General features: G+C 70.6%; 26 protein-coding genes. 16 read left to right on the top strand and 10 right to left on the bottom strand.

What is annotated here, in order from left to right; genetic code table 11:
• Positions 1-4: 4 nt before the first annotated feature.
• Complete coding sequence (locus tag CLV71_RS05345) at positions 5-325, bottom strand: hypothetical protein (RefSeq protein WP_133901468.1); 321 nt, start codon at positions 323-325, stop codon at positions 5-7.
• A 145-nt stretch (positions 326-470) separates the two neighbouring features.
• Between CLV71_RS05345 and CLV71_RS05350 the strand changes: the two genes are divergently transcribed.
• Together CLV71_RS05350 and CLV71_RS05355 are read left to right on the top strand one after the other, a co-directional pair.
• Positions 471-1,376 carry an NADP-dependent oxidoreductase gene (locus CLV71_RS05350; RefSeq protein ID WP_424923864.1) on the top strand — a complete coding sequence of 302 codons (906 nt, stop codon included), beginning with the start codon at positions 471-473 and terminating at the stop codon, positions 1,374-1,376.
• 87 nt (positions 1,377-1,463) lie between these two features.
• Positions 1,464-1,862: a hypothetical protein gene (locus tag CLV71_RS05355; RefSeq protein ID WP_133901469.1), complete on the top strand. Its 399-nt coding sequence runs from the start codon at positions 1,464-1,466 to the stop codon at positions 1,860-1,862.
• Positions 1,863-1,874: 12 nt separating this feature from the next.
• Here CLV71_RS05355 and CLV71_RS05360 read toward each other — a convergent pair whose 3' ends face one another.
• Entirely contained in the window at positions 1,875-2,681 is an 807-nt protein-coding gene (locus tag CLV71_RS05360) for a helix-turn-helix domain-containing protein (RefSeq protein WP_133901470.1), read from the bottom strand.
• 101 nt (positions 2,682-2,782) lie between these two features.
• Between CLV71_RS05360 and CLV71_RS05365 the strand changes: the two genes are divergently transcribed.
• The 4 genes from CLV71_RS05365 (at position 2,783) to CLV71_RS05380 (ending at position 7,289) form a co-directional block, all read left to right on the top strand.
• On the top strand, positions 2,783-3,628 hold the full coding sequence (locus CLV71_RS05365; RefSeq protein WP_133901471.1) for an oxidoreductase: 846 nt from the start codon (positions 2,783-2,785) through the stop codon (positions 3,626-3,628).
• The gene (locus tag CLV71_RS05370) at positions 3,625-4,281 is read left to right on the top strand and encodes an SDR family NAD(P)-dependent oxidoreductase (protein ID WP_133901472.1); all 657 of its coding nucleotides are present in this window, start codon (positions 3,625-3,627) and stop codon (positions 4,279-4,281) included. The genes CLV71_RS05365 and CLV71_RS05370 overlap by 4 nt, the downstream gene beginning before the upstream one ends.
• Before the next feature lie 405 nt (positions 4,282-4,686).
• Complete coding sequence (locus CLV71_RS05375) at positions 4,687-6,120, top strand: endo-1,4-beta-xylanase (protein WP_133901473.1); 1,434 nt, start codon at positions 4,687-4,689, stop codon at positions 6,118-6,120.
• Positions 6,121-6,242: 122 nt separating this feature from the next.
• Complete coding sequence (locus CLV71_RS05380; RefSeq protein WP_133901474.1) at positions 6,243-7,289, top strand: serine hydrolase domain-containing protein; 1,047 nt, start codon at positions 6,243-6,245, stop codon at positions 7,287-7,289.
• A gap of 5 nt (positions 7,290-7,294) precedes the next feature.
• Here the strand turns inward: CLV71_RS05380 and CLV71_RS05385 are convergent, their stop codons facing one another.
• From CLV71_RS05385 to CLV71_RS05400, 4 genes are read right to left on the bottom strand one after another with little or no spacing between them, the layout of a single operon-like run.
• On the bottom strand, positions 7,295-7,681 hold the full coding sequence (locus CLV71_RS05385; RefSeq protein ID WP_133901475.1) for a nuclear transport factor 2 family protein: 387 nt from the start codon (positions 7,679-7,681) through the stop codon (positions 7,295-7,297).
• A complete protein-coding gene (locus tag CLV71_RS05390) occupies positions 7,678-8,589 on the bottom strand; it encodes an LLM class flavin-dependent oxidoreductase (protein WP_133901476.1) in 912 nt (303 codons plus the stop codon). The genes CLV71_RS05385 and CLV71_RS05390 overlap by 4 nt, the downstream gene beginning before the upstream one ends.
• A 1-nt stretch (position 8,590) precedes the next feature.
• Complete coding sequence (locus tag CLV71_RS05395; RefSeq protein ID WP_133901477.1) at positions 8,591-9,742, bottom strand: acyl-CoA dehydrogenase family protein; 1,152 nt, start codon at positions 9,740-9,742, stop codon at positions 8,591-8,593.
• Positions 9,743-9,766: 24 nt separating this feature from the next.
• Positions 9,767-10,567, bottom strand: a complete 801-nt coding sequence (locus CLV71_RS05400) for an SDR family oxidoreductase (RefSeq protein WP_133901478.1) — start codon at positions 10,565-10,567, stop codon at positions 9,767-9,769.
• 187 nt (positions 10,568-10,754) lie between these two features.
• On the opposite strand from CLV71_RS05400, the gene CLV71_RS05405 reads away from it, so the two are divergent.
• The 6 genes from CLV71_RS05405 to CLV71_RS05430 all read left to right on the top strand — a co-directional run bounded on the left by CLV71_RS05405 (position 10,755) and on the right by CLV71_RS05430 (position 15,924).
• Positions 10,755-11,510, top strand: coding sequence for an SDR family oxidoreductase (locus CLV71_RS05405; protein ID WP_133901479.1), 756 nt, complete (start codon positions 10,755-10,757; stop codon positions 11,508-11,510).
• Positions 11,500-12,282: an enoyl-CoA hydratase/isomerase family protein gene (locus tag CLV71_RS05410; RefSeq protein ID WP_133901480.1), complete on the top strand. Its 783-nt coding sequence runs from the start codon at positions 11,500-11,502 to the stop codon at positions 12,280-12,282. Before CLV71_RS05405 ends, CLV71_RS05410 begins: the two co-directional genes overlap by 11 nt.
• Positions 12,283-12,301: 19 nt before the next feature.
• Entirely contained in the window at positions 12,302-13,111 is an 810-nt protein-coding gene (locus CLV71_RS05415) for an aspartate/glutamate racemase family protein (protein WP_133901481.1), read from the top strand.
• A gap of 20 nt (positions 13,112-13,131) precedes the next feature.
• Positions 13,132-13,977 (top strand): enoyl-CoA hydratase/isomerase family protein, encoded by an 846-nt coding sequence (locus CLV71_RS05420; RefSeq protein ID WP_133901482.1) that lies wholly within the window; start codon positions 13,132-13,134, stop codon positions 13,975-13,977.
• Positions 13,974-14,936: an LLM class flavin-dependent oxidoreductase gene (locus tag CLV71_RS05425; RefSeq protein ID WP_133901483.1), complete on the top strand. Its 963-nt coding sequence runs from the start codon at positions 13,974-13,976 to the stop codon at positions 14,934-14,936. The genes CLV71_RS05420 and CLV71_RS05425 overlap by 4 nt, the downstream gene beginning before the upstream one ends.
• Before the next feature lie 217 nt (positions 14,937-15,153).
• Entirely contained in the window at positions 15,154-15,924 is a 771-nt protein-coding gene (locus CLV71_RS05430) for an LLM class flavin-dependent oxidoreductase (RefSeq protein WP_279588714.1), read from the top strand.
• Here CLV71_RS05430 and CLV71_RS05435 read toward each other — a convergent pair.
• The 4 genes from CLV71_RS05435 to CLV71_RS05450 are packed head-to-tail and all read right to left on the bottom strand — an operon-like array spanning position 15,921 to position 19,302.
• Entirely contained in the window at positions 15,921-16,706 is a 786-nt protein-coding gene (locus tag CLV71_RS05435) for an SDR family NAD(P)-dependent oxidoreductase (protein ID WP_133901485.1), read from the bottom strand. The genes CLV71_RS05430 and CLV71_RS05435 overlap by 4 nt on opposite strands.
• Positions 16,699-17,829 (bottom strand): acyl-CoA dehydrogenase family protein, encoded by a 1,131-nt coding sequence (locus CLV71_RS05440; protein ID WP_133901486.1) that lies wholly within the window; start codon positions 17,827-17,829, stop codon positions 16,699-16,701. The genes CLV71_RS05435 and CLV71_RS05440 overlap by 8 nt, the downstream gene beginning before the upstream one ends.
• Complete coding sequence (locus CLV71_RS05445; RefSeq protein WP_133901487.1) at positions 17,826-18,590, bottom strand: SDR family NAD(P)-dependent oxidoreductase; 765 nt, start codon at positions 18,588-18,590, stop codon at positions 17,826-17,828. Before CLV71_RS05445 ends, CLV71_RS05440 begins: the two co-directional genes overlap by 4 nt.
• Before the next feature lie 37 nt (positions 18,591-18,627).
• Positions 18,628-19,302 carry a carboxymuconolactone decarboxylase family protein gene (locus tag CLV71_RS05450; RefSeq protein ID WP_133901488.1) on the bottom strand — a complete coding sequence of 225 codons (675 nt, stop codon included), beginning with the start codon at positions 19,300-19,302 and terminating at the stop codon, positions 18,628-18,630.
• Between the two features lie 119 nt (positions 19,303-19,421).
• Here CLV71_RS05450 and CLV71_RS05455 point away from each other — a divergent pair, with 119 nt between their 5' ends.
• From CLV71_RS05455 to CLV71_RS05470, 4 genes are all read left to right on the top strand, one after another.
• Positions 19,422-20,462, top strand: a complete 1,041-nt coding sequence (locus CLV71_RS05455) for an ABC transporter ATP-binding protein (RefSeq protein WP_166663943.1) — start codon at positions 19,422-19,424, stop codon at positions 20,460-20,462.
• Positions 20,463-20,500: 38 nt separating this feature from the next.
• Positions 20,501-22,207 (top strand): FAD-dependent oxidoreductase, encoded by a 1,707-nt coding sequence (locus CLV71_RS05460; RefSeq protein WP_133901489.1) that lies wholly within the window; start codon positions 20,501-20,503, stop codon positions 22,205-22,207.
• A 302-nt stretch (positions 22,208-22,509) separates the two neighbouring features.
• A complete protein-coding gene (locus tag CLV71_RS05465) occupies positions 22,510-23,436 on the top strand; it encodes an ABC transporter permease (RefSeq protein WP_243866237.1) in 927 nt (308 codons plus the stop codon).
• A gap of 2 nt (positions 23,437-23,438) precedes the next feature.
• Positions 23,439-25,367 (top strand): dipeptide/oligopeptide/nickel ABC transporter permease/ATP-binding protein, encoded by a 1,929-nt coding sequence (locus CLV71_RS05470; protein WP_133901491.1) that lies wholly within the window; start codon positions 23,439-23,441, stop codon positions 25,365-25,367.
• The last annotated feature ends 10 nt before the right edge of the window (positions 25,368-25,377 follow it).

The raw sequence follows: 25,377 nt of genomic DNA on the forward strand, positions 1-25,377 counted from the left end.
GCCGCTACGGGGCTTTGCCGGCACGGCGTCCCGCTGGTCGGCAGGGAACAGGCGCCGCCGGTGGACGTGTCACAGGAACCACGCCTCGGTCGCCGAGATGTTCCACGCGCAGGGCGTACCAGGCGAGGAAGTGCGCCCGAACGTACTGGCTGCCTGCCCCGGCCTGCTCCTCGGCCGCCGCGTCCCCGGCGCGGGTCTGGTCGGCGAGCCGCGTCCACTGGTCCGCGTCCACCCGGGCCGAGGACGCGGCCCACTCGACTCCCCCTGTCATCGCGAGCACCCCGGCGGACACCACCAGGACCCTCGCGACCAGCCACCTGCTCATCGTTCCCCCTCCGTGTCGATCTGCCCTTGTGCGTCGCGACGATGGGCCGTCGGGCTTGTACATACCTTGCAGAGCCCGTCCACCTGGCGGTTGCCGGGTGCGCGACACGTGCCTCGCACTAGGTTGTGCGTGAGCGACGGTGGAGGTGGCTGTGCGGGCGTACGGGTTTGCGCGGGTCGGCGGTCCCGAGCAGGAGTCCTTTCTGGACGTGCCGGTGCCGGAGCCGGGGGAGGGCGAGCTGCTGGTCCGGGTGCGTGCGGCCGGGGTGAACCCGGGTGACTGGCGGTTGCGGGAGGGTTCCTACGGGGACGTGCGCTCCGCGGTGTTCGGCCGCGAGGTCGCCGGGACCGTCCTCGCCTGCGGGCCGGGGGTGACCGGGTTCGCGGCGGGGGACGAGGTGTTCGGGGGCTGTCCCGGGATGGTCGGTGGCTGGGCCGAGCAGGCGCTGGTCACCGCCGGTTTCGCCGCGCGAAGGCCCGAGGGGGTGACGCCGGAGGCCGCCGCCGTGCTGCCGGTCGCGGCGGGCACCGCGTACGACGCTCTGAACCAGCTCGCCCTGCCGGAGGGGAGCACCCTGCTGGTGAACGGGGCGGGTGGTGGCGTGGGCGTGCCGCTGCTGCAGCTGGCCCGGCTGCGTGGGATCCGGGTGATCGGCACCGCGAGCCCGGCCAAACACGCGTTCCTCGCCGGGCTCGGGGCGGTTCCCGTGGCGTACGGGGAAGGCGTCGTCGACCGCATCGCCGCCGAGGCGCCGCAGGGGGTCGACGGGGTGTTCGACCTCGTCGGCGGGGACGCGCTGCGCACGGTCGCGCCTCTCGGTCCCCCGGAACGGCTGTTCTCCGTCGCGGACAAGGCGCTGGTCGGCACGTTGGGCGGGCGGAGCGTGGAGCGTGACCGCAGTACGCGCGTGCTGGCCGAGTTGGCGCGGCTGGTGGCCACCGGGGACCTCGACCCGCACGTCACACAGGTCCGGCCGCTGAGTGAGGCCGGTGCGGCACTCGCGCTCGTCGAGGAGGGACACGCGCAGGGCAAGGTCGTCCTGGTCCCGTGAGCACCCCGAAACAGGTTGCCGCATAGCGATTTGCCGATACGGCACGGTTTCTTGTCGAGACCGGGCCGGGGCGAGCACCCTCCCGGCATGGACACTACCGAGTGCATCAGCATGGGTGGCACGGCCAACCTCCTCACCCTGACGGAGAAGAGCGGGATCGGCGCGGTGACCGGGACCGTCGACGGCGCGGCCTACGGCGAGCCGACGAGCGAGCCGGAGGACGCGGGCGACGGTTCCCTCACGTTCACCATGTTCCACCACTTCCTGGACAAGGACGGCTCACGGCTGCACACCCGCGACAGGGTCACCGTGCGCGTCGACCCGGAGACCGACGTGACGTTCATGGAAGTCGAGTACACGGTCGTTGAGGGCACGGAGCGGTTCGCGGGGTACGGCGGTACCTTCCGCAGCCGCGGCTGGACGAAGCCGGACGGCGCGCACACCGCGGGCGTGGTGCGCTTCGAGGGACGGCTCTGTCGCGAGTAGACCGTGTGCCGCTCAGGCGAGTCCGCGCAGTGCCTCGTCGTCCGCGCTGCCGGGTTCGGCGAAGTACACGTACAGCACGTGGTCCTCGGGACCGGCGAGCGCGAAGGTCTCGAAACCGAGGCGGAGGACGCCGACCCCGTCGACGCGCAGCCGTTTCTCGCCCATCACGCGGTCGTACACGTCGTGGGAGTCCCACAGCGCCCGGAACGTGTCGCTGCGCTCGCGCATGCTCGCCACGAACTCGGCAAGCTCGGCGTGGCGTGCGGCGGCGGTGGCACGCAGCCCGGCCACGGCCTGCAGGCCGATGTCGTCCCAGTCGGGATAGACCTCCCGGGCACGCGGGTCGAGGAAGGTGAACTCGATCAGGTTGCGGCCCGGGCGCCACGCCGGGTTGACCCGGGCCGCGAGCGCGGTGCCTGCCAGCACGTCACGGTTGGGGCCGACGACGAAGGCGGGCAGGTCCGCCCAGCGCTCCAGCAGGTGCAGCACCCCCGGCCGAACCGTGTGGGCAGCGCCGGCGCCGGGGTCGGCCGGGGCCAGCCCCGGCATCGCGAGGGACCACAGGTAGGTCCGCTCGGTGTCGTCCAGCCGCAGCGCGCGGGCCAGGGCTTCGAGGATCTCGCGGGACGGATGCCGGTCGCGGCCCTGCTCGATCCGCGTGTAGTAGGACGGGCTGAGCCCGGCGAGCAGGGCCAGCTCCTCACGGCGCAGCCCGGTGACCCGGCGTCGCGCGGTGTCGACGACACCCGCCGAGGCGGCGTCGATCCGCTCCCGGCGGCTGCGGAGGAAGGAGCCGAGCTGGTTGTCGTCGGATGCCATCCAGCGCGACTCTACCGCCGCGAAACCGGCGAAGCTGACCCTGCGGGAGCCACCCTCACGGGGGCGTGGCACGTCCGGGGGCCCGCTGGTGCCATGGAGGCATGTCGAACGAAACACCGGTGTGGCTCGTCACCGGCTGCTCCAGCGGCCTGGGCCGCGCCATCGCCGAACACGCCCTCGAGCGGGGTGACCGGGTCGCGGTCACCGCCCGTGACCGCACGGCCGTGACCGATCTCGTCGCAGGGCACGGCGACCGCGCACTGGCCCTGCGGCTGGACGTCACCGACCCCGCGTCGGTGGCCTCGGCCGTCCGGGCCTGCGAGGAGACGTTCGGCCGCGTCGACGTCCTGGTCGACAACGCGGGCTACGGCTACCTGGCGGCCGTCGAGGAGGGCGAGGACGCGGCGGTCCGCGCCCTGTTCGAGACCAATGTGCACGGCGTGGTGACGGTCCTCAGGGCGGTGCTGCCCGGCATGCGGGCCCGCCGCTCGGGGCGGATCGTCAACGTCTCGTCCTTCGGCGGCCTGGCGGCCTTCGCGGCGACCGGCTACTACCACGCCACGAAGTTCGCCCTGGAGGGCCTGTCGGAGTCGCTGGCCGCGGAGGTCGCGCCGCTCGGCATCGCGGTGACGATCGTCGAGCCGGGTGCCCTGCGCACCCGGTGGGCAGGGGCGTCGATGCGGCAGTCCCCGACGCGCCTCGACGACTACGAGCAGACCGCGGGCAAGCGCCGCGACGCCACCCTGGCGGTGTCCGGCCGCCAGCCCGGCGACCCGGCACGGGCAGCCGAGGCGATCGCCGCGGTCGTGGACCTGGACAAGCCACCCCTGCGGCTGCTGCTGGGCTCCGACGCGCTGGCCGGAGCACGCGCGAGCCTGGACCGGAGGCGACGCGAGATCGACAGGAACGAGGCGCTGACCAGGAGCGCGGATCTGGAGGAGACATGAGCACGGGTGCGTTCGTCGTGATCGGAGCAGGCCGGGGCCTCGGCGCCGCGGCGGCCCGCCGGTTCGGCCGAGAGGGACATCCCGTCGGCCTGGTCGCACGCGACGCCGAGCGCCTGGGTGCCCTGGCGTCCGAGCTGGCCACCGAGGGCATCCCGACAGCGGCCGAGACCGCGGACGTCACCGACGAGCGGGCACTCGCGGCGGTGATCGGCGCGCTGCGGGAACGACTCGGCCCCATCGAGGCGGTGCTGTTCAGCCCGCGGCCGAGCGTCGCGTGGATCAGGCCGGTGCTCGACACCGAGCCGTCGGACGTCGCGAGCGCGCTGGCACTGAGTGTCGTGGCCGCCGCGACGGCCGTCCGCGCGGTCCTGCCGGACATGCGCGGGCGGGGACGCGGCACCCTGCTGTTCACCACGGGCGGCGCCGCCGTCGAACCTCACCGCGACCGCGCGGTCTCCGGCATCGCGTACGCGGCCGAGTCGGCCTACACGCGCATGCTCCACGACGCGCTCGCCCCCGAGGGCGTGCACGCCGCGCAGGTCACGGTGGTCGGGCCGATCGGCCCGGGAGCCCGCCACGAACCGGCCGAGGTCGCCGACGAACTGTGGCGACTCCACACCGAACGCGACCAGCCCCTGGTCGTCCTGCGCTGACCGGCCGCGCGGGTCACGACGTGGTCCGGCAGATCAGGCTGTTGGGCAAGAGCTGGTCACCGGTACGAACCCGATGCCGCCTCGAACCAGGACTACGTCGACGGGTCCGCCGGACGTGTCGCCTGCGCCGTAGCGTCCTCTTCGGACCTGCCGGCGAAAGTTTCGGAATTGCGTGCGACTCGGTGACACATTTCGAAACTTTCCGAAATGAACGGGGTTAACGCTCACATCGAAACATTCGGTAATCATTGACTTGCTGTCGGTGGCGTGGCTACATTCACTGCTGAAGTTGCTCATCACTTTGTGCGGGAGTGCATGGGCACGCTCACAGTGCCTGCCCGGGCGTAATGCCCGCCATCCCGCTCTTCGACCCCTGCAGACAATGTCGTCGGAGGGAAATTCGCCATGGTTCACGCAATTCCGAGAGCCCGTCGCGCGGCGACGGTGCTCCTCACCGTCGGTCTGATGGCCGTCGGGTTGGTGTCGGTGTTCGCCGGTACCGCCGCCGCCGCGACGACCCTGGGTGCCGCGGCCGCGCAGTCCGGCCGGTACTTCGGTGCCGCCGTCGCGGCGGGCAAGCTCGGTGACAGCACTTACAGCACGATCCTCCGGCGTGAGTTCAACAGCATCACGCCGGAGAACGAGATGAAGTGGGACGCGACCGAGCCGAACCGCAACTCCTTCAACTACACCAACGGCGACCGCATCGCCGGCCAGGCCAGTAGCCAGGGGGCGCGCCTGCGTGGGCACGCCCTGCTCTGGCACCAGCAGCAGCCCGGTTGGGCGCAGAGCCTTTCCGGCAGCACCCTGCGTTCGGCCATGATCAACCACGTCACCCAGGTCGCCACCCACTACCGCGGCCAGGTCTATGCGTGGGACGTGGTGAACGAGGCGTTCGCCGACGGCAGCGGCGGTGGTCGGCGCGACTCGAACCTGCAGCGCACCGGCAACGACTGGATCGAGGCGGCGTTCCGCGCGGCCCGGTCGGCCGACCCGAACGCCAAGCTCTGCTACAACGACTACAACACCGACGGCGTGAACGCGAAGAGCACCGGCATCTACAACATGGTGGCCGACTTCAAGAACCGCGGCGTGCCGATCGACTGCGTCGGGTTCCAGTCCCACCTGAGCAACTCCGTGCCGGGTGACTACCAGGCCAACCTGGCGCGCTTCGCGAACCTCGGCGTCGACGTGCAGATCACCGAGCTGGACATCTCCGGCTCGAACCAGGCCGCCGTGTACGGCAACGTCACCCGCGCCTGCCTGGCCGTGTCCCGCTGCACGGGCATCACCGTGTGGGGCATCAGGGACAGCGACTCCTGGCGGACCGGGGAGAACCCGCTGCTGTTCGACAACTCCGGCAACAAGAAGGCCGCGTATACCGCGGTGCTCGACGCCCTCAACAGCGCAGGCCCCGAGGACCCGGAGGACCCCGAGGACCCCGGGACCGGCGGGAGCGGCAACGTGCGGTCGACGGGAGCGGGCAGGTGCCTGGACGTGCCCAACGCCAGCACGTCGAACGGCACGCAACTGCAGGTGTACGACTGCCACACCAACGCCAACCAGCTGTGGACGTACACGTCGAGCAAGCAGCTCACCGTGTACGGCAACAAGTGCCTCGGCGCCAGCGGCCGGGGGACGACCAACGGCACGGCGGTCGTCATCTGGGACTGCGACGGTGACTCGAACCAGCAGTGGAACCTCAACTCCAACGGCACGGTCACGAACGTCCAGTCGGGCCTGTGCCTCGACATCCCCGCCACCGCCAACGCCACCAGGGTGCGGCTGTGGGCGTGCTCGGGTAGCGCGAACCAGCAGTGGAGCGGTCCCACCGGCTGACCGACCGGCCTGACCCGACGGCCTCCGGCGACAGCTGCCGCCGGAGGCCGTCCCCGCGCGTCGTGACGAGCCCGTTCGCGCCGACCGGACGGCGGTCCGGGGTAGGACCTAACATTCGGATCATGGCAGGAGAGACGAACCCGCTGGAGCTGGTCCGCGCACGGGGCGTGCGGGCGCAGCTGTGCGTCCTGCGGGACGGGGAGGTTCTCCTGGACCACGCGGTCGGCTGCGAGCCCGACTCGTTGTTCTGGATCTTCTCGGCGAGCAAACCGTTCGTGGCGCTGCTGGTGCACCTGCTCGCCGAACGGGGCGAGTTGGACCTGGACGATCCGGTAGCCAGGCACTGGCCGGAGTTCGGTGCCCGTGGCAAGGAGTCGGTCACCGTGCGGCATGTGCTGCGACACCGATCCGGCTTGTTCGCGACACGAACGTACGTCGGCGACGCGTTGGCGCTGACCGACTGGTCGCGGTCGGTGCGCCGCCAGGAGGAGGCGCGACCGCGTTGGCGACCGGGCGAGGTCCCCGCGTACCAGGCGATCGCGTTCGGCTTCATCCTGGGAGAACTGGTCCGCCGGGTCACCGGTGACCGCCCGGAAGATCTGCTGCGCAAGGAGTTCCTGGACCCGCTCGGCCTGTCGGACACGTATCTCGGCCTGCCGGACTCGTTGTGGCACCGGCATGTCCCGGTCCGCGGTCGTGGCCTCGCGGCGGTCGTCGGACACGTCGTCAACCGCCGCGCCACCCGCCGCGCGGTGATCCCGTCGGGCGGGATCTCCACGACCGCAAGGGATCTGGCCCGCTTCTACCAGGCGCTGCTCAACGGTGGCACGCTGGACGGCACCCGAGTCCTGGGCGAGGACTCGATAGCGGAGGCTCGGCGGCCGGCCGCCCCGGGCGCCCCGATGGACCGGGTGACCCGACTGCCGGCCCGCTGGGCACAGGGGTTCCAGCTGGGCCACCCCGACGCGGAGCCCAGCCACTTCTCTCCCCTGGGACGGTCGAGCACCCGGTCGACGTTCGGCCACGACGGGAGCAACTGCTGCATCGGCTGGGCGGACCCGGATCGCCGGCTGGTCTTCGTGTACCTGACCGACCTGCTGCTCGCCGGCCACGCGGGCGCACGCCACCTGGGCGAGGTGAGCGACGCGGTGATCGCGACGTGCGACTGACGTGCCTACCTGGTAGCCGGTTCGGTCTCCAGTAGGCGGCGGACGTGGAGGAGGTCGTAGAAGTTGGACAGACGGCTGATGAGGCCGCCCTGGAACTCGAACAGGTCCACGGCGTCGAAGCTGACCTCCAGGCCCCGAGTGGTGCGGCCGGTGAAGGTGACGGCCGTCGCGATGGAGCCGTCGTCGGCTACGTGGGTGCGGGTCGGCTGGTCCCAGTGGGTCTGCCATGGTGTGAAGAGTCCACTGTAGAACGCCGTGATCTCCTTCGGGCCCGTGCGCGGGCGTGCGCCGACCGGGGTCAGCAGCGCGTCCTCGGTCCACAGGGTGGCGAACTCGTCCCACTGCTCGCCGTTCATGGTGGCGAAGTAGCGGTCCACGGTGTCCTGGCTCATGCGGCGCTCCTTGACAGTGAACGGAGACGGGGGAGGAGCGACTCGCCGAGCGTGGCGATCTGCTCGGCCCGTCGCGTGCGGGTCGGCTCTATGTGTGCTTGCAGTACCAGAGTGTCCACTCCGGCCGCCAGGAACGGCCTGAGTGCCTCGGTGAGTTCGTCGGCCGTGCCCGCGATGGCGGTCACCAGGTTGCGCTCCACCTGACCGGGCACGGCCTCGTCGTTCGGCGCCCACCACGCGGTCACGTACTCGGTGTAGTGCGGTCGCAGGACTTCTTCGTACCACTCCGGCGATCCCAGCCACACGTCACGCATCAACCCGACCGGCACCTCGGGTGCCGCGGTTCGGAGTCGGCCCACCAGATCGACGGTCCTGGCCAGTGTGGTCGTCGGTGGCAGCAGCACGCCAAGGCCGCGTCGGGCGGCCCGCGCCATGGTGGCCGGGCGCATCCCGCCGACCAGCACCAGCTCACCCAGACCCTCGGCCACCAGTGCGTCGAGTCCGTCGACCAGGCGGCGGACCCGGTCGGTGATGTCCAGTCCGGTCACCGCGTACTCGCCTGCCCGGTAGCCGAGGCCGACACCCAGTCGCAGCCGTCCCGGCCACAGTGCCTGGATTCGCCTGACCAGACCCACCGCCGGGCCGAGATCGTGCTGGGGCAACAGGTGCACGGCCGTGCCCACCGAGATCCGTTGTGTGGCGCCGAGAACCGCGGCCGCCGCGAGCACGGGCTGCGGGCACCAGCCGTCGTACCAGTACCGGTGCTCGCCAAGCCAGATCGAGTCGAACCCGGCCTCCTCCGCGGCCCGCGCGTCCGACACCAGCGTCGCGTACAGCTCCGGGTGCGGGGCCGGGTGTGCTGCGGTCGAGCGCATGTTCCACAGGCCCATGCCGACGTGGAGCGCCATGTCAGTACGACCGGGGCAGCCCGAGGGAGTGCTGGGCGACGAAGTTGAAGATCATCTCCCGGCTCACCGGTGTGGTCCGCTGCAGCCGGGCCGCGCCCCACAGGGTGGCCAGGCCGTACTCGGTGGCGAAACCGTTGCCGCCGTGGGTTTGTATGGCGTTGTCCAGTGCGGCCAGGCACGCCTCGGCCGCGGCGTACTTCGCCATGTTGGCCGCCTCGCCCGCTGGTTCGCTGTTGTCGTGCAGCCAGGCCGCCTTCTGCGTCATCAGCCTGGCCAGCTCGACCTCGATCTTGGACTTGGCCAGCATGTGCGCCACGCCCTGGTGCGCGCCGATCGGCACGTCCCAGACCTTGCGGTCGCCTGCGTAGGTGCTCGCCTTCTCCAATGCGTACAGGGCGATGCCGTTCTCGAAGGCGGCGGCCATGATCCGCTCGGGGTTGAGGCCGCCGAACACCTGCCGCATGCCCTCGCCCTCGGTGCCGATCATGGCCGACGCGGGTAACCGCACGTCGTCGAAGAACAGTGTGAACTGCTTCTCCGGTGCCGTCACCTCGACCGGGATCAGCGTGCGCTGCAGACCGGGCGCGTCGGTCGGCACCAGGAACAGCGAGAGCCTGCCCCGTCCGGTGTCCGGGTCGGTGCCCGTGCGGGCGACCACGACGACGGCCTCGGCCTGGTCCACGCCGGACGCGTAGTACTTGGTGCCGTTCAGCACCCAGTCCTCGCCGTCCTGACGGGCCACCGTGGACAGTTTGTGGGTGTTGGAGCCCGCGTCCGGCTCGGTGATGGAGAAGCACAGCTTCGTGCTGCCGCCTGCCATCCTGGGCAGCCAGTACCCGCGCTGCTCGTCGGTGCCGTGTCGTACCAGCAGCTCACCGCAGATGGAGCTGGACACGATCAGCATGAACGACGGGGTGCCCGCGGCGGCCAGCTCCTCGCACACGATCGCCAACTCGGCGACGCCGCCACCGCCGCCGCCGTACTCCTCGGGGAAGTTCACGCCGAGGTAGCCGTTGCGGCCCAGCTCGAGCCACTGCTCGTCGGTGCGTTCCGGGTCGCGGGCCTGCCGCAGCCAGTACTCGTGGCCGTAACCCCTGGCGAGCTTGCGCACGGACGCGCGCAGCAGGGCCTGTTCTGGTGTTTCCGTGTACATCCGACGCTCCTCGTGGGGTGCTGGTCAGCCGTCGCACCAGCGGCTGACGGCGTAGCCGCCGTCGACCGGGAGCACGGCGCCGGTCAGGTAGCTGCCGCCGGGTCCGGCTAGCAGGAGCACCGGCGCGCACACGTCTCGCAGGCGGCCGATTCTGCCGAGGGGGTTGTTGCGGACCATCCGCTCGCCCTCGGCGTCCAGCAGTACCGAGGTCAGTCTGGTCAGGATCGGGCCGAGCGCGAGGCAGTTGACCGTGATGTGCCGCGGCCCCAGCTCTCGGGCGAGTACCCGGGTCAGGTGGTGCAGTGCCGCCTTGGCGGTGGCGTAGCCGTAGTTCTGGAAGGGGCCGACGGCGTGCCCGTCGATGGACCCGATGTTGATCACACGGGCCGGGTCCTCCTCGGTGGCGGCCGCGGTCAGTGCCGGCAGCAGTGCCTGGACGAGGTGGAACGGCGCCACGGTGTTGAGCTGCAGCAGCTTGGTGAACGCGCCCGCCGGGTAGTCCTCGAAGGGCGCGCCCCAGCTCCGGCCCGCGTTGTTGACGAGCACGTGCACCTGGGGGAAGCGCTCGAGCACCTCGCTCGCGAACCGCGTCACGCCGGTCTGGTCCCCGAGGTCGGCGGCGACCGCGTGCGCCTTGCCCAGCTCGGACAGCTCCCGCTGGGCGGCCGCGGCCTCGTCGGCCGAGCGGCTGGTGACCATGACCTCGGCGCCCTGGCCCAGCAGTGCCTCCGCCGCGGCCCGGCCGACTCCGCGGGTGCCGCCGGTGATGACTGCGGTGCGCCCGGTGAGCCCGAACAGGCTCTCGGCGCTGACGACTTCGGCCATCGCCGCCCTCCTTCCCGCTGGCGCTCACTGAAGCATGCGCCGCTGCGTTTGGTCAAACTTCCGTTCGTTTGATTTTCTGATCGGCCGCCTGCCAGGCTTGACAGTCGTGGGCAGGGTGAGAGAGCATCCGATTCAACCAATCGTTTGATAGAAGACGGTGGCGGAAAGGCGGCCTGCGGTGCGGGATGTGGCGGAGCGCGAAGGTGACGGGCAGTCGCCCCGGGTCGCGCTCGTCACCGGCGCGGGCGGCGGTCTCGGCGGGGAGTGTGTGCGGACCCTCCTGGCGCACGGTCTGCACGTCTTCGCCTCCGACCTGACCACCGACCTGCTCGGCGGCCTCGACGCCGGTGAAGCGCCCGGCCGCCTGTCACTGCGTGCGCTGGACGTCACCGACCCGGCGGCGGTCGACGCGCTCGTCGCCGACGTGCTGGCCGAGGGCGGACGACTGGACGTGCTGGTCAACCTCGCGGGCGTGGTCCGCAACCAGGTGCTGCACAAGATCGCCGACACCGACTTCGGGCTCACCATCAGCACCCACGTGCTCGGCACCATGCACACCATGCGTGCGGCCGCCCCGGCCATGCGGTCCGCGCGTTACGGCCGGATCGTCAACATGAGCTCGATCGCGGTGCGGGGCTCGATCGCGGGTAGTGCGTACGGCGCGGCCAAGGGCGCGATCGAGGGCATGACCCGCGCCGCCGCGATGGAGCTGGCACCCCACGGGGTCACGGTCAACTGCGTCGCCCCGGGAGTGGTCGACGCGGGCATGTTCCGCACCGTCCCGAAGGACTACCAGGAACAGAGCGTGGCCCGGGTGCCGATGCGCAGGCCCGGCACGGCGCGTGAGGTCGCCGACGTCGTGGCGTTCTTCTCCTCGCCTGCCGCCGGTTACGTCACCGGGCAGTCGTTGTTCGTCTGCGGAGGGCTGTCCCTTGGGTTCTGAGGTCTCGCCGGTCACCATCGCCCGGCACGGTTCCACCGCCGTGATCACCGTCGACAACCCGCCGGTCAACGCGTTCCACCCGGACATCGCCGAGGCGATCGCGGAGCTGGCGGCCGGTGTCGGCGAGGACCCGGACGCGCGGGCGCTGGTGATCACCGCAGCGGGTAGGCACTTCATGGCCGGTGGTGACATCGCCTATCTGAAGACGCTGAACGCCTACCGGTCCGAGCGGTACGTGCTGCGCATCCAGGAGGTGCAGGACCAGCTGCGCCGGCTGCCGCAGCCGGTGATCGCGGCCATCAACGGCACCGCCCTTGGCGGCGGTCTCGAGCTGGCGCTCGCCTGTGACATCCGGCTCGCCGCGTCGAACGCCGTCCTCGGGCTGCCCGAGGTGTCGCTCGGCATCATCCCCGGCGCGGGCGGGACCCAGAACCTGCCTCGCGTCGTGTCACTCGGCCAGGCCAAGCGGCTGCTCTTCACCGCGGACCGGATCACCGCCGCCGAGGCGCTGACGATCGGGCTCGTGGACGAGGTGGTGCCTGCCGGGGAGGTGCTCACCGCGGCGCTCGACCTCGCCGCGCGGATCGCGCGCAACGCCCCGCTCGCGGTCACCGCGGCCAAGCGGGCGGTGGACCTGGGGCTGCAGACGGGCGTCGTCGACGGGCATCGCATCGAGGCGACGTTGTTCGCGCCGCTCACCGAGTCGGCCGACTTCGCCGAGGGCATTGCCGCCTTCATCGACAAACGCGAGCCCTCGTTCCGCAGGGGCTGACCGAGTAGGAGATAGCGAGATGCGCATCGGCGTTGTGCACGTGACGACGGAGGTCTCCTCCAAGCCGTACACGAAGATGATCACCGAGACGTTGGACCGGGCGCGCAACGAGGGCACCGAGCTGGTGCACCGTTATGTCGGGCACCTGCGCCGTGCCACCGACACCGCGATCGCCTACCCCACCCTGCTCAACAAGGTGGACATCGTCTCGGAGATCGTGGCGCTCGAACGTGACGGGGCCGACGCGGTGTTGGTCGCCTGTTCGGGTGATCCTGGCGTTGCCGAGGCACGCACGCTGGTGTCCATCCCGGTCGTCGGGCCGATGGAGGCCGCGTTCGGGCTGGTCCTCGGGTACGGGTGGCGGTTCGGCATCGTCACCGTGGAGGACCGTACGTGGTCGTCCAACATGGAGCAGATGGTCAACGCCGCCGGCCTCGGCAGCCGTTACGCGGGGCAGCGCACTCTGCACACTCCCACGTCGGTGATCTTCACCAAGGGGTTCGAGGAGCCGGATCTGGTGATCGCCGACGTGTCGGCTCGGGCCCGTGAGATGGCTGCCGCCGGTGCGGACTCGATCCTCATCGGGAGTGCCGGGCTCTCCACGTTCTGCAGCTACGTGCGGTTGGCCGGTATCGACGATCCGGAGCTGCCGATCTTCGACGTGATCAGTGTCGGGCTCAAGTTCGCCGAGTTGCGTGCCGAGCTTTCCAAGCAGGTGGGTGTGCCCGCGGTCAGCCGTGCCGGGTGGTACGCGCGTTATCCGCTGGGCGACCACATCCGGGTCAACCGCCAGTTCGGTTGGGTTCCGGAACCCGAAGAAGCGAAATAACCAGGAAGGACGTGAGCGCAATGCCGGTCAAAGGTGTCGAGGTCGAGCGCCGCGGTGAAGTGGGCTGGATCATTCTCAACGACTACCAGGAGACGGTGGAGGCGGGGTTCGCCGAGCCGGAGGGTTACGAGCCGTTGCAGGTCGGTCTTCTGAACGCGTTGGAGGAGTTCCGCTGGGACAGTGGGATTCGGGTCATCGTGATCACGGGGAAGAACGACGGGGCTTTCTACCGGGTGTCTCGGCGGCCGCACTACGACGTGCAGAAGCATGCTGACCGGTTGAACCCGATGCACAGCCCGTACATGCGTCAGTCGATGCCTGCCAGTCGGAGCATGACCGAGATTCTCGCGTTCATCGAGAAGCCGGTCATCGCCAGGATGAACGGTGACGCGATCGGGTACGGGCAGGCTCTGCTGTGGGGGTGCGACATGATCGTTGCCTGGGACGGGGCCGTGGTCGCCGACGTGCACACCGGGCAGGGTGACGTTGTCGACAGCGACGGGGAGGCTCGGGGCTTCCCGTGGGCGGTTACTCCTGGTGATGGCGCTATGGCGTTCCTGCCGGTGTCCATGACCGCGGCCAAGCTCAAGGAGTTCATGTTCCTGTCGCGGACCTGGCCGGTTACCAAGCTCGCCGAGATGAACCTGGTGAACTACGCGGTGCCGATGGACCAGCTCGACGGGGTGCTCGACGAGATCATCGAGAAGCTGTTGGCGCGGCCTGCGCACGTGCTCGCGCACACCAAGCGGGTGTGCAACAAGCGTCTGGTCGAGCAGATGAACAACGTGCAGGACCTTGCCTCGGCGTACGAGATGCTCAACTTCGTGAGCCACGGCGTCGAGGGTCGGATGGACATGACGAAGTGAGTCCGGTGCAGGTTGGGCTCGGCCTGTGGGCGATGCGCTCCACCGCACGGCGGCCTCGGCCTTGGCCTGCGCTCTACGAGGAGTTGCGTGAGGACGCGGTCCTGGCCGAGAGTCTGGGCTTCGACTCGGTGTGGCTCGCGGAGCATCACTTCTGGTACGACGGGTGGTGTCCGCAGCCGTTGCTGGCCGCCGCGTCCTGTCTCGGGGCGACCAGCAGGCTGCGGGTGGGTACCGCGATGCATCTGTTGCCACAGCATGACATCGGCGTGGTCAGTCGGGATGTCGGTCAGTTGCTCGATCACTTCGGTGATCGGCTTGATCTCGGGGTGTCGATTGGTTATCGCGACGAGGAGTACGACGCGGTCGGGGTGGAACGGGCTCGGCGGGGGCGGCGGATGGATGGTCACCTCGACCGGTTGTTGGGTGATCATGCGGGTCGTCTCGCGTCGCCTGCCCGGGTGTTCGTCGGGGGGATCGCGCCCGCCGTCATCGAGCGTGCGGGCAGCCGTGGGATGTCGTTGCTGCTGCCCAACACGTTGACGGCGGTCGAGTTGGCCAAGCGTCGGACTGCCGCGCAGGCCAGCGCCGTGGCGGCTGGGCGTGCTGCTGGGCGGGTTGGGGTGATGGTCGATACCTGGCTCACGTCGGGCGCTGACGAGGCCGAGGTTCGGGAGCGGATCGTGGCGCACTACCGGGAGTACACCGGAGCCTGGTTCCGGCTGCGGGGGGAGCCTGCGTTCGACCGGCCCGATCTGTTGGATCGCCAGTCCGAGCGTAACCGTGTGTCTGCGGTGGTTGGTGACGGGGAGCGGGTGTTGGCCGGGTTGACCGAGCTGCGTGATGCCGGCGCTGACACGATCGTGTTGCAGGTGCATGCTGATGCGTCGGTTGGGGAGCATCGTGCGGTCATGGCTCGGCTGGCTGAGGATGTCCTGCCCAAGCTTCGGGGGACGGCGTGATCTCGCGTGCGCGATGGTCGTCCCGCTGGTGGTCGGTGGAGTTGGTGCCCGCCTTCGCCCGGGCCGGGGGTCCGGGCTTGCGCCCGGCTCTTTCGTTGGTGCCAGTCTGTCGGCCGCGCGTGACGTTCGCTGGTTGTTACCGGTCGGTTGTGGACAACTCTGTCGCTGTGGATGACTTCGAAGGGAGGGTGGCGTGAGGTTGGGATTGGTGGCATCGGTGCCTGGGCCGTCTGGATGGGCTGAGTGGGCTGAGCTGGTGGAGCGGGCCGATCATCTCGGCGTTGATGCCGTTTACCTGCCGGCGGGTGACGGGGACGATCCGTTGCTTGCCGCGGCCGCGTTGGCTGGGCGGACTCGGTGGATACGGGTGGTGGCCGAGGTGGCGGTGGACGAGGAGCTGCATCCGGTGCACCTTGCCGAGCGGATCGCGGTTGCCGACCAGTGCCTTGGTGGGCGGCTCGGTGTTGCGCTCAGTTCGCCTGCGGCCGACCTGCTCGGCGAGACGGTCGCTGTGCTCCAGCTTGCCCTTTCCGGGTTGCCGTTCGCCCACAAAGGACCTCGGTGGACCATTCCCGCTCGGTTGCCTGCCAACGACGCCGTTTCGTGGTCGCGGGTCACCGTCACCCCATCGCCGGTTCAGCCCGGTCTGCCGTTGTGGCTCACCGGGCCTGGTGCCGCGGCTCTCGCCGACGAGCGCGGGCTGGTCTGGCTCGCTGGGGCCGACGACGATCCCGCCGACCATCGGGCCACATCTCCCGGGCGACCCGGTCTGCGGGCTTGGACCCTCGGTGACGACGGTCGGCCCGACGTCCTGGCCACGGCCGCCGCCCTGTCTGCCGAGCGTGACGAGTGGGGGCTTGGGTTCGCGTTCCTGCCCCTTGGCGATCCTGCCGACATCGAGACGCTCGCTCACCGGGTTCGGCCGCGTGTCCAGCTCGCCGAGCTGCCGTCCGGCCTTGAGCGTTACTGGGCCAGTGTCGGTATCTAACCCTCGTGTACCAGGGTGTCCGGGTTGCCGCCGCCGTTGACCACGACCGTTTGCCTGGTCAGGTAGGAGGACGTGTCGCCGGCCAGGTAGCCCACCACGTCGGCCACGTCCTCCGGACGGCACACCCGTCCGAACGGGTAGTGCGCGTCCAGTGACTCTGCCGCTGACGAAGCCGAGCCGGCCCGCACCAGGCGGTCGCCCATCTCGGTCGACACCAGCCCTGGTGCGACCACGTTGACCCGGATGCCGTTCGTCCGCTCCTCGAACGACAGCACCGATGCCAGTGCTTCGACCGCGGCCTTTGCCATCGCGTACGGGGCCAGTCCGGCGCCCAGCCCTCGTGCCACCACGCTCGAGACGAACACGATCGACCCGCCCCCTGCCGTCCGCATTCCGGGCAGCGCGGCGGTGCAGGCTTCGGCGCCGGCCAGCGCGTGCACCTGGTAGAGCCGTAGGTACTCCTCCTGCGTGGTGTGCTCCACGCTGCGGCCGGAGCTGGCGATGCCCGCGTTGTGGACCAGCACGGTCGGTGCGCCCAGGTCCGCGCTCGCTGCCGCGACGAACTCCGCCGCCGCGCCGGGGGTGGCGAGGTCCGCGGCGTAGGCGCTGGCCCTTCCGTCCAGTTCGGCCACCAGCTCCTCGGCCGCGCCGACGTCTCGGCGGTAACAGAAGGCCACCTCTGCGCCCAGCTCTGCGAGTCTTCGCACCACTGCGCGGCCCACTCCACGCGAGCCGCCGGTGACCAGGGCGACTCGGCCGTCCAGGCGGGTTCGGTCAGGCATCGGAGACCAGGGATCTGCCGACTATCTCCTTCATGATCTCGCTGGTGCCGCCGTAGATGCGTTGCACGCGGGCGTCTCGCCACAGTCGGGAGATCGGGTACTCGTCCATGTAGCCGTAGCCGCCGAACAGCTGCAGGCACTCGTCGGTCACCCGCCACTGCAGTTCGGTGGCCCAGAACTTGGCGCCTGCCGCGTCCTCCGCGGTCAGCTCGCCCGCGTTGAGTGCCAGTACGCAGCTGTCCACGTGGCTCGTCGCCACGTCCAGTGCCACTCGCAGCTCCGCCAGTGCGTGCATCACCGCCTGGTGGCGCGCCACCGGCTTGCCGAACGTCTTTCGTTCGCGGGTGTGGGCCAGTGCCAGGTCGAAGGCGTGTCTGCCCGCGGCCACGGCCGTGACCGCGATCGCCAGGCGTTCGCGGGCCAGGTTGCGCTTCACGATGGTCATGCCGTCGCCCGGTGTGCCGATCACGTTGGCCATCGGCACCCTTGCGCCCTCGAAGAACAGTTCTGCGGTGTCCTGTGAGCGCCTGCCGACCTTGTGCAGCGTCCTGCCGCGCTCGAAGCCCGGTGTGCCCGCCTCGACCGCGACGACGCTTGTTCTGTCGCCGCTTCTGGCCAGTACCAGCACCAGGTCGGCGCGGGCACCGTTGGTGATGAACGTCTTGGTGCCGGTGAGTACCAGTTCGTCGCCGTCCGGCACCGCCGTGGTGCGGATGGCGGCCAGGTCGGAGCCTGCTTCCGGCTCGGACATCGCGATCGCCACGATCGTCTCGCCTGCCACGTAGCCGGGTACCCAGCGTCGGCGCTGCTCGGCGTCGGCGAACTCCACCAGGTACGGGCCGATGATGTCGTTCATGACGAAGCCGTCGCCCGGGGTCTCCGTGGCCGCCATCTCCTCGGCGATCACCGTGTTGTAGCGGAAGTCGTCGATGCCGAGGCCGCCGTGTTCCTGCTCGGCCTCGAAACCGATGAAACCGGCCGCGCCCGCCGCCTTCCAGAACTCGCGGTCCACCAGGCCGGTGCGCTCCCACTCCTCGTGCCTTCCCGCCGCGGCGCCGTCCAGGAACGCTCGGAAGCCGGTGCGGAACAGCTCGTGGTCGGCGTCGAACAGGTGGCGCTTCATGCGAGCCTGGTCGCCGCGTCCAGTCGGGCCACGTCGCCGTTCAGCATCGTGTTCTCCATGAAGCCTCGTACCAGTTTGGCGAAGTCGTCCGGGGTGCCCAGGCGCTTGGGGAACACGTTCAGGTCCACCAGCGCCGCTCGGCGGCGCTCGTCCAGGCCCGCCAGCATCGGGGTGTCCATGATCCCCGGCGCTATCGTCATCACCCGGATGCCCCACGCGGCCAGGTCCCTGGCCAGCGGCAGCGTCAGTGCGACCACGCCGCCCTTCGACGCCGCGTAGGCGGCCTGTCCCACCTGGCCCTCCATGCCGGCTATCGACGCCACGTTGACGATCAGTCCGCGTTCGTCGTCCTCGCCCGGCTCGTTCGCGCTCATCGCCCGTGCCGCGTGCCGCACCACGTCGAACGTGCCCAGGAGGTTGACCTCGACCGTTGTGCGGAACAGGTCCAGGGGGAACGGCACGCGGTCGCGGGTGAGCACCCGGTGCGCGGGGCTCACGCCCGCCGCGTTCACCGTGAGGTCCACCCGGCCGAACCGGTCCAGGACCGTCGTGAACGCGGCCTCCACCTGGTCGGGCCGGGTGACGTCGGTCGGGACGAACAGCGCGGCCTCGCCCAGTGACTCGGCGAGCGTCGCGCCCGGTGACGACGGCAGGTCCAGGATCGCGGCCTGTCCGCCGCCCTCGGCGAGCATGGTGACGACGGCACCGCCGAGACCGCCGCCACCGCCGGTCACCACGCCCACTGTCTGTTCGATCAGCACTCGGTGAGGATTTCAAACAGACGGTTGGTAGTCAAGGTCAGCTGACGGTGGTGGGGCTCGGCACCCGCGCCCTGGAGTCCGGCAGGTCCCGCTTGCCGTCGATGACCTCCTGGACCCGCGCCAGCACCACGTCGTCGGCCTCGCCCTCGTTGTGGATGAACGCCTGGATCAGGCGGATCGTCATGGTCAGGTGGCCGATGAACGCCGTCCACTCGACCGCGCCGCGCTGTCCGAGGTCCTCGACCAGGGTGGCCCACTGCTCGTCGGTGACCTTGCCGGTCGCGAACGCCCTGATGAACTCGGCGAGCATCCGCTCCCGGGGCTCCAGGTCGTCCCAACTGCCCGAGACGACCGCGATGACCGCCTGAGGGCGCACCCCGACCGCCATGCCGTCGGCGACGTGACCCCACATGTTCAGGCCCATCTCGTGGCCGAGCACGATGTCGATCCACTCGCGGTCGGCGTGGCTGTAGCTGCCCGGCACCTCGCCCCGCGACCGGTAGATCGCGCCGAGGTCGCTGATGTGCGCCGCGATCAGCGGACTCTGCAGCAGCGCCCCGAAGTAGGGGCCTGCCATCTGGTCGGCCGGGCGTGCCTTCTCGTACCCCGGCTGCCCGGTGGCGTAGCCGTAGCTGGCCTGCCTGGCCACCACGTTGTCGTAGGCCGCGAGCTCGTCGGCCGCGACGCTGTCCCGGGGTGGCTGGCGCATCATTCGTGTTGAGGTTGTGGCCACTGGAATGCCTCCTTGCTGGTCTCCATCGCCCTTGACGGGCCTGCGCGAGCGTACTTAGTCTGACAACCGTTTGGTGGATTACGGAAGGCGATGAGCGAATGTCGACCCAACGTGGCGAGGACGGCCAGAGCGCCATGGAGGTGCGCGGCCTCGTCGTGCGGTACGGGACCGGACGCCAGGCGCTCACCGCGGTCGACCAGGTGGACCTCACGGTTCCCGAGGGCGGCACGCTGGGCATCGTCGGGGAGTCCGGCTGCGGCAAGTCCACCATCGCCAAGGCGCTCGTCGGCCTGGTGCCGGTGGCCGAGGGCTCGATCAACCTGGGCGGCGAGGACTTCACCCGGCAGTCCGCCCGCGCCTCCGCGAACTACCGGCGCCGGGTACAGATGATCTTCCAGGACCCGCATTCCTCGCTCAACCCGAGGATGACTGCCGGGATGACCATCGCCGAGGCACTCGCCCACGGCACCCAGTCCGGCCTGTCCAGGGCCGACCGCAGGCGTGAGGTTTCGCGGTTGCTCGACCTGGTGCAGCTGCCGGAGAGCGCGGCCGACCGCTACCCCCACCAGTTCTCCGGCGGGCAGAAGCAGCGCATCGCGATCGCCAGGGCGCTGGCGGTGGGCGCCCGGGTGATCATCAACGACGAGGTCACCTCGGCCCTGGACGTCTCGGTCCAGGCCACGATCATCAACCTGCTGCGTGACCTGCAGCGCGAGCGCGGCCTGTCCTACGTGTTCATCTCGCACGACCTGTCGGTGGTGCGCGCGGTGAGCGACGTGGTCGCGGTCATGTACCTGGGCCGGGTCGTCGAGCTCGCGCCTGCCGACGAGGTGTTCGACGCGCCGACCCACCCCTACACCAGGGCGCTGGTGGCGAGCATCCCGACGATGGCCGAGGCCACGCGGTCCAAGCCGCTGGTCGGCGAGATCCCCGACCCGCGCAACCCGCCAACCGGCTGCCACTTCCACACCCGCTGCTCGATCGGCCCGCTGTACCGCGACGACCGCCCGGAGTGCGCGACCGACGACCCGAGGGCCGGTGCCGCCGAGCGGCTGCACCGCGCCGCCTGCCACTTCGCACCGTCCGCCCCGGCGGTCGTAGCCCCCACCACCGGCACACGGGTCGCCCACAGCGCCTGACCGGCACGGATTCGGGGGCATGAGAGAGGAGCTAGTCCATGGCCTTCGAGCCCCCTGTTCCGTTCAGCGACGAGGTCACCGACGCCGATGTCGTCGTCGTCGGCTCCGGCGGGGCCGGTCTCACCGCGGCCCTGGTCGCGGCCGTCGGCGGTGCGTCGGTCGTCGTGCTGGAGAAGGCCGACCAGCTGGGTGGCACCACGGCGCTGTCCGGTGGTGGCGTCTGGGCCCCGCTCAACCCGCACGAGGCGGAGCAGGGCGTGCCCGACAGCGTCGAGGACGTCGTCGCCTACCTGCGCGCGATCTCCGACGACGACGCCGACGACCGCCTGCTGCTCGCCTACGCCCACAACGCGCGCGCGATGGTCGAGTACCTGGAGACGCGGGCAGGCCTGTCGTTCCGCGCCTATCCCGGCCGCGGCACCACGTGGGACTACCGCTCGGAGGTGGCGGGCGCACGGCAGGGCGGGCGCGGCATCGACTCCGGCCCGGTGAGCCTCGAGCCGCTGGGCCAGGCGTGGGTCGACCTGATCAGGATGGGGCCGCAGTCGGCCTGGGTGTTCGACAAGTTCGTCTACTACGCCGACAGCCTGCACGCGCGCACCCCCGCCGCCGGTGGCCGGCCGAAGATGGCCGCCCAGGACATCGTGGTCCGCGGGCCGTCCGGGCGCCCCACCGAGGTGGTCGCCAACGGCACCGCGCTGGTCACCCAGCTGCTGCGCGGCTGCCTCGAGCGCGGCGTGCGGGTGTTCACCGGCGTGCGGGTCCGCGACCTGGTGGTCACCGACGGCCGCGTGACCGGGGTGCGTGCCGAGTACGGCGGTGAGTCCCGCCCGGTGTCCGCCCGGCGCGGCGTGGTGCTGGCGACTGGCGGCTTCACCCACAACCCCGAGCTGGTGGCGGCCCACCTGCCCGGCCGCACGATCGACTACACGTGCGACGTGACGAGCAACGAGGGCGACGGGCTGACCATGGGCGTCGCCGCGGGCGCCGCGACGGCCGGCATCGGGGACGCCTGGTGGATCCCGGCCTTCCTGTTCACCGACCCGAACAACCCGGCCTCGACCGGCAGCATGATCCGGGAGGACCGCTGCCTGCCGCACACCATGATGGTCAACCGGCAGGGCGTGCGGTTCGTCAACGAGGCGATGAACTACTACGACATCGTCAAGTCGTTCGAGCGGCCGGGCGAGGAGTCGAACCTGCCCGCGTGGCTGATCTTCGACAGCCAGGCGCTGGCCAGGTACGGGGTGCTGCGCAACGCGCCGTGGCCCGCCGACGGGTCGACCCCGGACTGGCTGCGTGCCGCGGAAACCCTGTCCGCGCTGGCGGGGGAGTGCGGGCTGGATCCCGAGGTGCTGGAGCGGACGGTCGCCGAGTTCAACGAGCATGCCGACGCCGGGGTGGACCCGCTGTTCCACCGTGGCGAGTCGCCGTGGGACCTGACCTGGGGCGACGCGGACCACCTGCCCAACCCGTCGCTCGGCCCGGTGGAGAAGGGCCCGTTCTACGCGCTGGAGGTGACCGGCGGCGCGTTCTCCACCAAGGGCGGACTGCGCCTGGACGACCACGGCCGCGTGCTCGGCGAGGCGACCGGCGCACCGATCCCCGGCCTCTACGCGGCGGGCAACGTCTCCAACTGCGCCCTGCCGGGTGCCTATCCGGGCGTGGGCGCCACGTTGGGGCCTGCCATGACCTTCGGTTACCTGATCGGGCGAGAGCTGGGTACGGACGACGACAACGACTGACGCGGGTAGCCCAGCGTAACCGTCAGGAGCTGACCGACCTCCCGTCGTGGGCGGTCGGGGGTGACGCGACGTCCGACGCCGCGCGCAACGACGTTCCCGTCGCGACAATGCAATGACCAGCGCCGATCCGTGATCGTCCGAGTGTTGACGCCACGTTCTCGGCATGCATATTCTGCCGGTCGTTTGGTGGATTCTGGGCACACGAAGACGTGGGAGACCCTATGGCCACGGTTGTGGATGTTCACGGAGAGTCAGGCACTCGACTGGCTCGTCTGGCCCGGCAGAGCGCCTGGCCTGCCTTCGTGCTGCGCAGGCTGGTCTCGACGGTGGTGATCGTCGCCCTGCTCCTCGTGGCGACGTTCTCGCTGGTGCGGCTCATCCCCGGCGATCCGACCGTCACGGTGGCAGGCCTGGACGCCAACCCGGCGGCCCGCGCGGCCGTCCGCGAGCAGCTCGGGCTCGACCGGAGCTGGCTGGACCAGCTCGGCCGCTACCTCGACGCCCTGTTCCACGGCGACCTCGGCACCTCGTTCATCACCAAGCAGCCCGTCGCGGAGCTGCTCGGCCAGCGGCTCTCGGTGTCGATCCAGCTGGCGGGCATGGCGTTGCTGGTGGTCCTCGTGGTGAGCGTGCCCGCGGGCATCCTGGCCGGGGTCCTCACCCGCGACGACCGCAGGCGCCGCACCGAGATGGGCTTCACCACCGTGACCAGCATCGGCGGCGCCATTCCCGAGTTCCTCATGGCCACCCTGCTGGCCACGGTGTTCGGCGTGTGGCTGCGCCTGCTCCCGGTCGCGGGCATGGACGGGTGGAAGAGCCTGATCCTGCCCGCGGCGGCGGTCGCCATCAGACCGACACTGCTCCTGGCGAGGATCGTGCGGGTCGAGACGTTGGGGGTGCTTGCCCAGGACTACGTCCGCACCGCACGCGGCAAGCGGCTGCGTGACACGCGGATCTACGTCCGGCACGTGCTGCCCAACGTGATCACCGCGGCACTCGCGCTCGGTGGGGTGCTCTTCGCCGGTCTGGTGGCGGGCGCGGTGCTGGTGGAGAACGTCTTCGCGCTGCCGGGTCTCGGCACGGCGCTGGTCACCGCGGTCGTCCAGAGCGACTACCCGGTGGTCCAGGGCATCGTGATGGTGCTCGGCGTGACCGTGGTCGTGGTGAACACGATCGTCGACCTGTTGCTCGGGCTCGTCGACCCGCGCACCCTGGCGAAACCGAGCTGATCATGATCATTCGTTCGTTCCTGCGCTCGCCGTCGGGCTGGGCGAGCCTCGTCGCCATCGCCGTGCTGGCGCTGGTCTCGGTGGTGAGCTGGCCGATCTTCGGGCACGCGGCCACGACGGTCGACATCGTGCAGTCCCTCCAGGTGCCGACGCCCCAGCACTGGCTCGGCACCGACCAGCTCGGCCGCGACCTGCTGGCCCGGCTGCTCACCGCGACGCCGCTGTCGCTCGGGCTGGCGCTGGGCTCGGTGGTCATCTCGGCGGTCGTCGGCATCCCGCTCGGCGCACTGGCAGCCGTGCTCGGCAGGCACGTCCGCGGCGTGCTGCTGCGTGCGTTCGACACGCTGCTGGCCTTCCCCGGGATCATCCTCGGCATCTACGCGTGCGTGGTGATCGGCCGGGGCGCGCTCGGGCCGATGATCGGCGTCGGCATCGCGGGCTCGTTCGCCTACGCCCGCATCGCCAGCGCGCTGGCCATGTCCGTGGGCGGCCGGGAGTACGTGCAGGCCGCGCGGGTGGTCGGGGTCGGCCGGGGGACGCTGCTGTTCCGGCACGTGCTGCCCAACGTCGCCGACGCGCTGATCATCACGACCACGGTCAACATCAGCGGCGCGATCGTGGCGATCTCCGGGCTGAGCTTCCTCGGCCTCGGCGTGCAGCCGCCCACCTCCGACTGGGGCAGGCTGCTCACCGACGGGATCAGCCAGATCTCGGTCAACCCCGCCTCGGCGCTGGCCCCGGCGGCGGCGATCGCGCTCACCGCGCTCACCTTCGGCTTCTTCGGCGAGGCCCTGGCCAGAGCCACCAACCCGCTGCTGGCCTCGAGGCAGTCCGCGAAGCGCAAGGGCCGCAGGACCGCGCCGCTCTCGGTCACCGAACAGGCCGACCTGCCCGGCGCCGAGCCGGACGCGGGCGCGGTGCTGGAGGTCCGCAACCTGAGCGTGCTCTTCCCCGGCCCGAACGGTGCCCCGCTGCGGCTGGTGAAGGGCGTGTCGTTCCGCGTGGGCCGGGGCGAGCGCGTCGGCATCGTCGGCGAGTCGGGGTCGGGCAAGACGATGACCGCGATGGCCGTCGCGAGCCTCATCCCGCACCCGGGTGTCACGGAAGGCTCGATCCTGTTGGACGGCAACGAGATCGGCCGCTCCGACGCGGTGCGCCGGATGAGCGAGCACGAGGTCGCCACGCTGCTGTCCCGCGAGCTGGCCGTCGTCTACCAGGACCCGATGTCGTCGCTGAACCCGGCGCTGACCATCGGCACCCAGCTGACGGAGGCGATCCGCCAGCACCGGGGCATGTCCCGGGGCGACGCGGTGCGCCGGGCCGTGGAACGGCTGGGCGAGGTGCACATCCCCGCCGCGGGCCGCCAGCTCGGCCGCTACCCGAACCACCTGTCCGGCGGCATGCGGCAGCGGGTCATGATCGCCATGGCCCTGATGGACGAGCCGAGGCTGCTCATCGCGGACGAGCCGACGACCGCGCTCGACGTGACCATCCAGGCGCAGATCATGGAGCTGTTGGCCGAGGTCAACCAGCGGCACGACACCGCGACGATCCTGATCTCCCACAACCTGGGGCTGATCAACCAGAACAGCGACCGGGTGCTGGTCATGTACGCCGGGCACATCGTCGAGGAACTGGTCACGAGCCACATCCAGGACGCCAGGCACCCGTACACGCTGGCGCTGCTGGCGGCGGTGCCGGACATGACCAAGCCGCGCGACCAGCCGCTGGCCGACATCCCCGGGCAGCCACCGGACGTCGCGGACCCGCCGCCCGGCTGCCCGTACCAGCCCCGGTGCCCGCTCGCGGTCGGGCGCTGCGCCGAGGAGATGCCGCCGCTGCTGGCCCGCGCCGACGGCCAGCGGGTCGCGTGCTGGGTGGCCAACGACGACCTGGCCACCCACCGCACCGCCGAGCTGTCGACCCGCTGAACCTCCATCC

The sequence above is a fragment of the Actinophytocola oryzae genome (assembly GCF_004364325.1).
Classification (GTDB): Bacteria; Actinomycetota; Actinomycetes; order Mycobacteriales; family Pseudonocardiaceae; genus Actinophytocola; species Actinophytocola oryzae.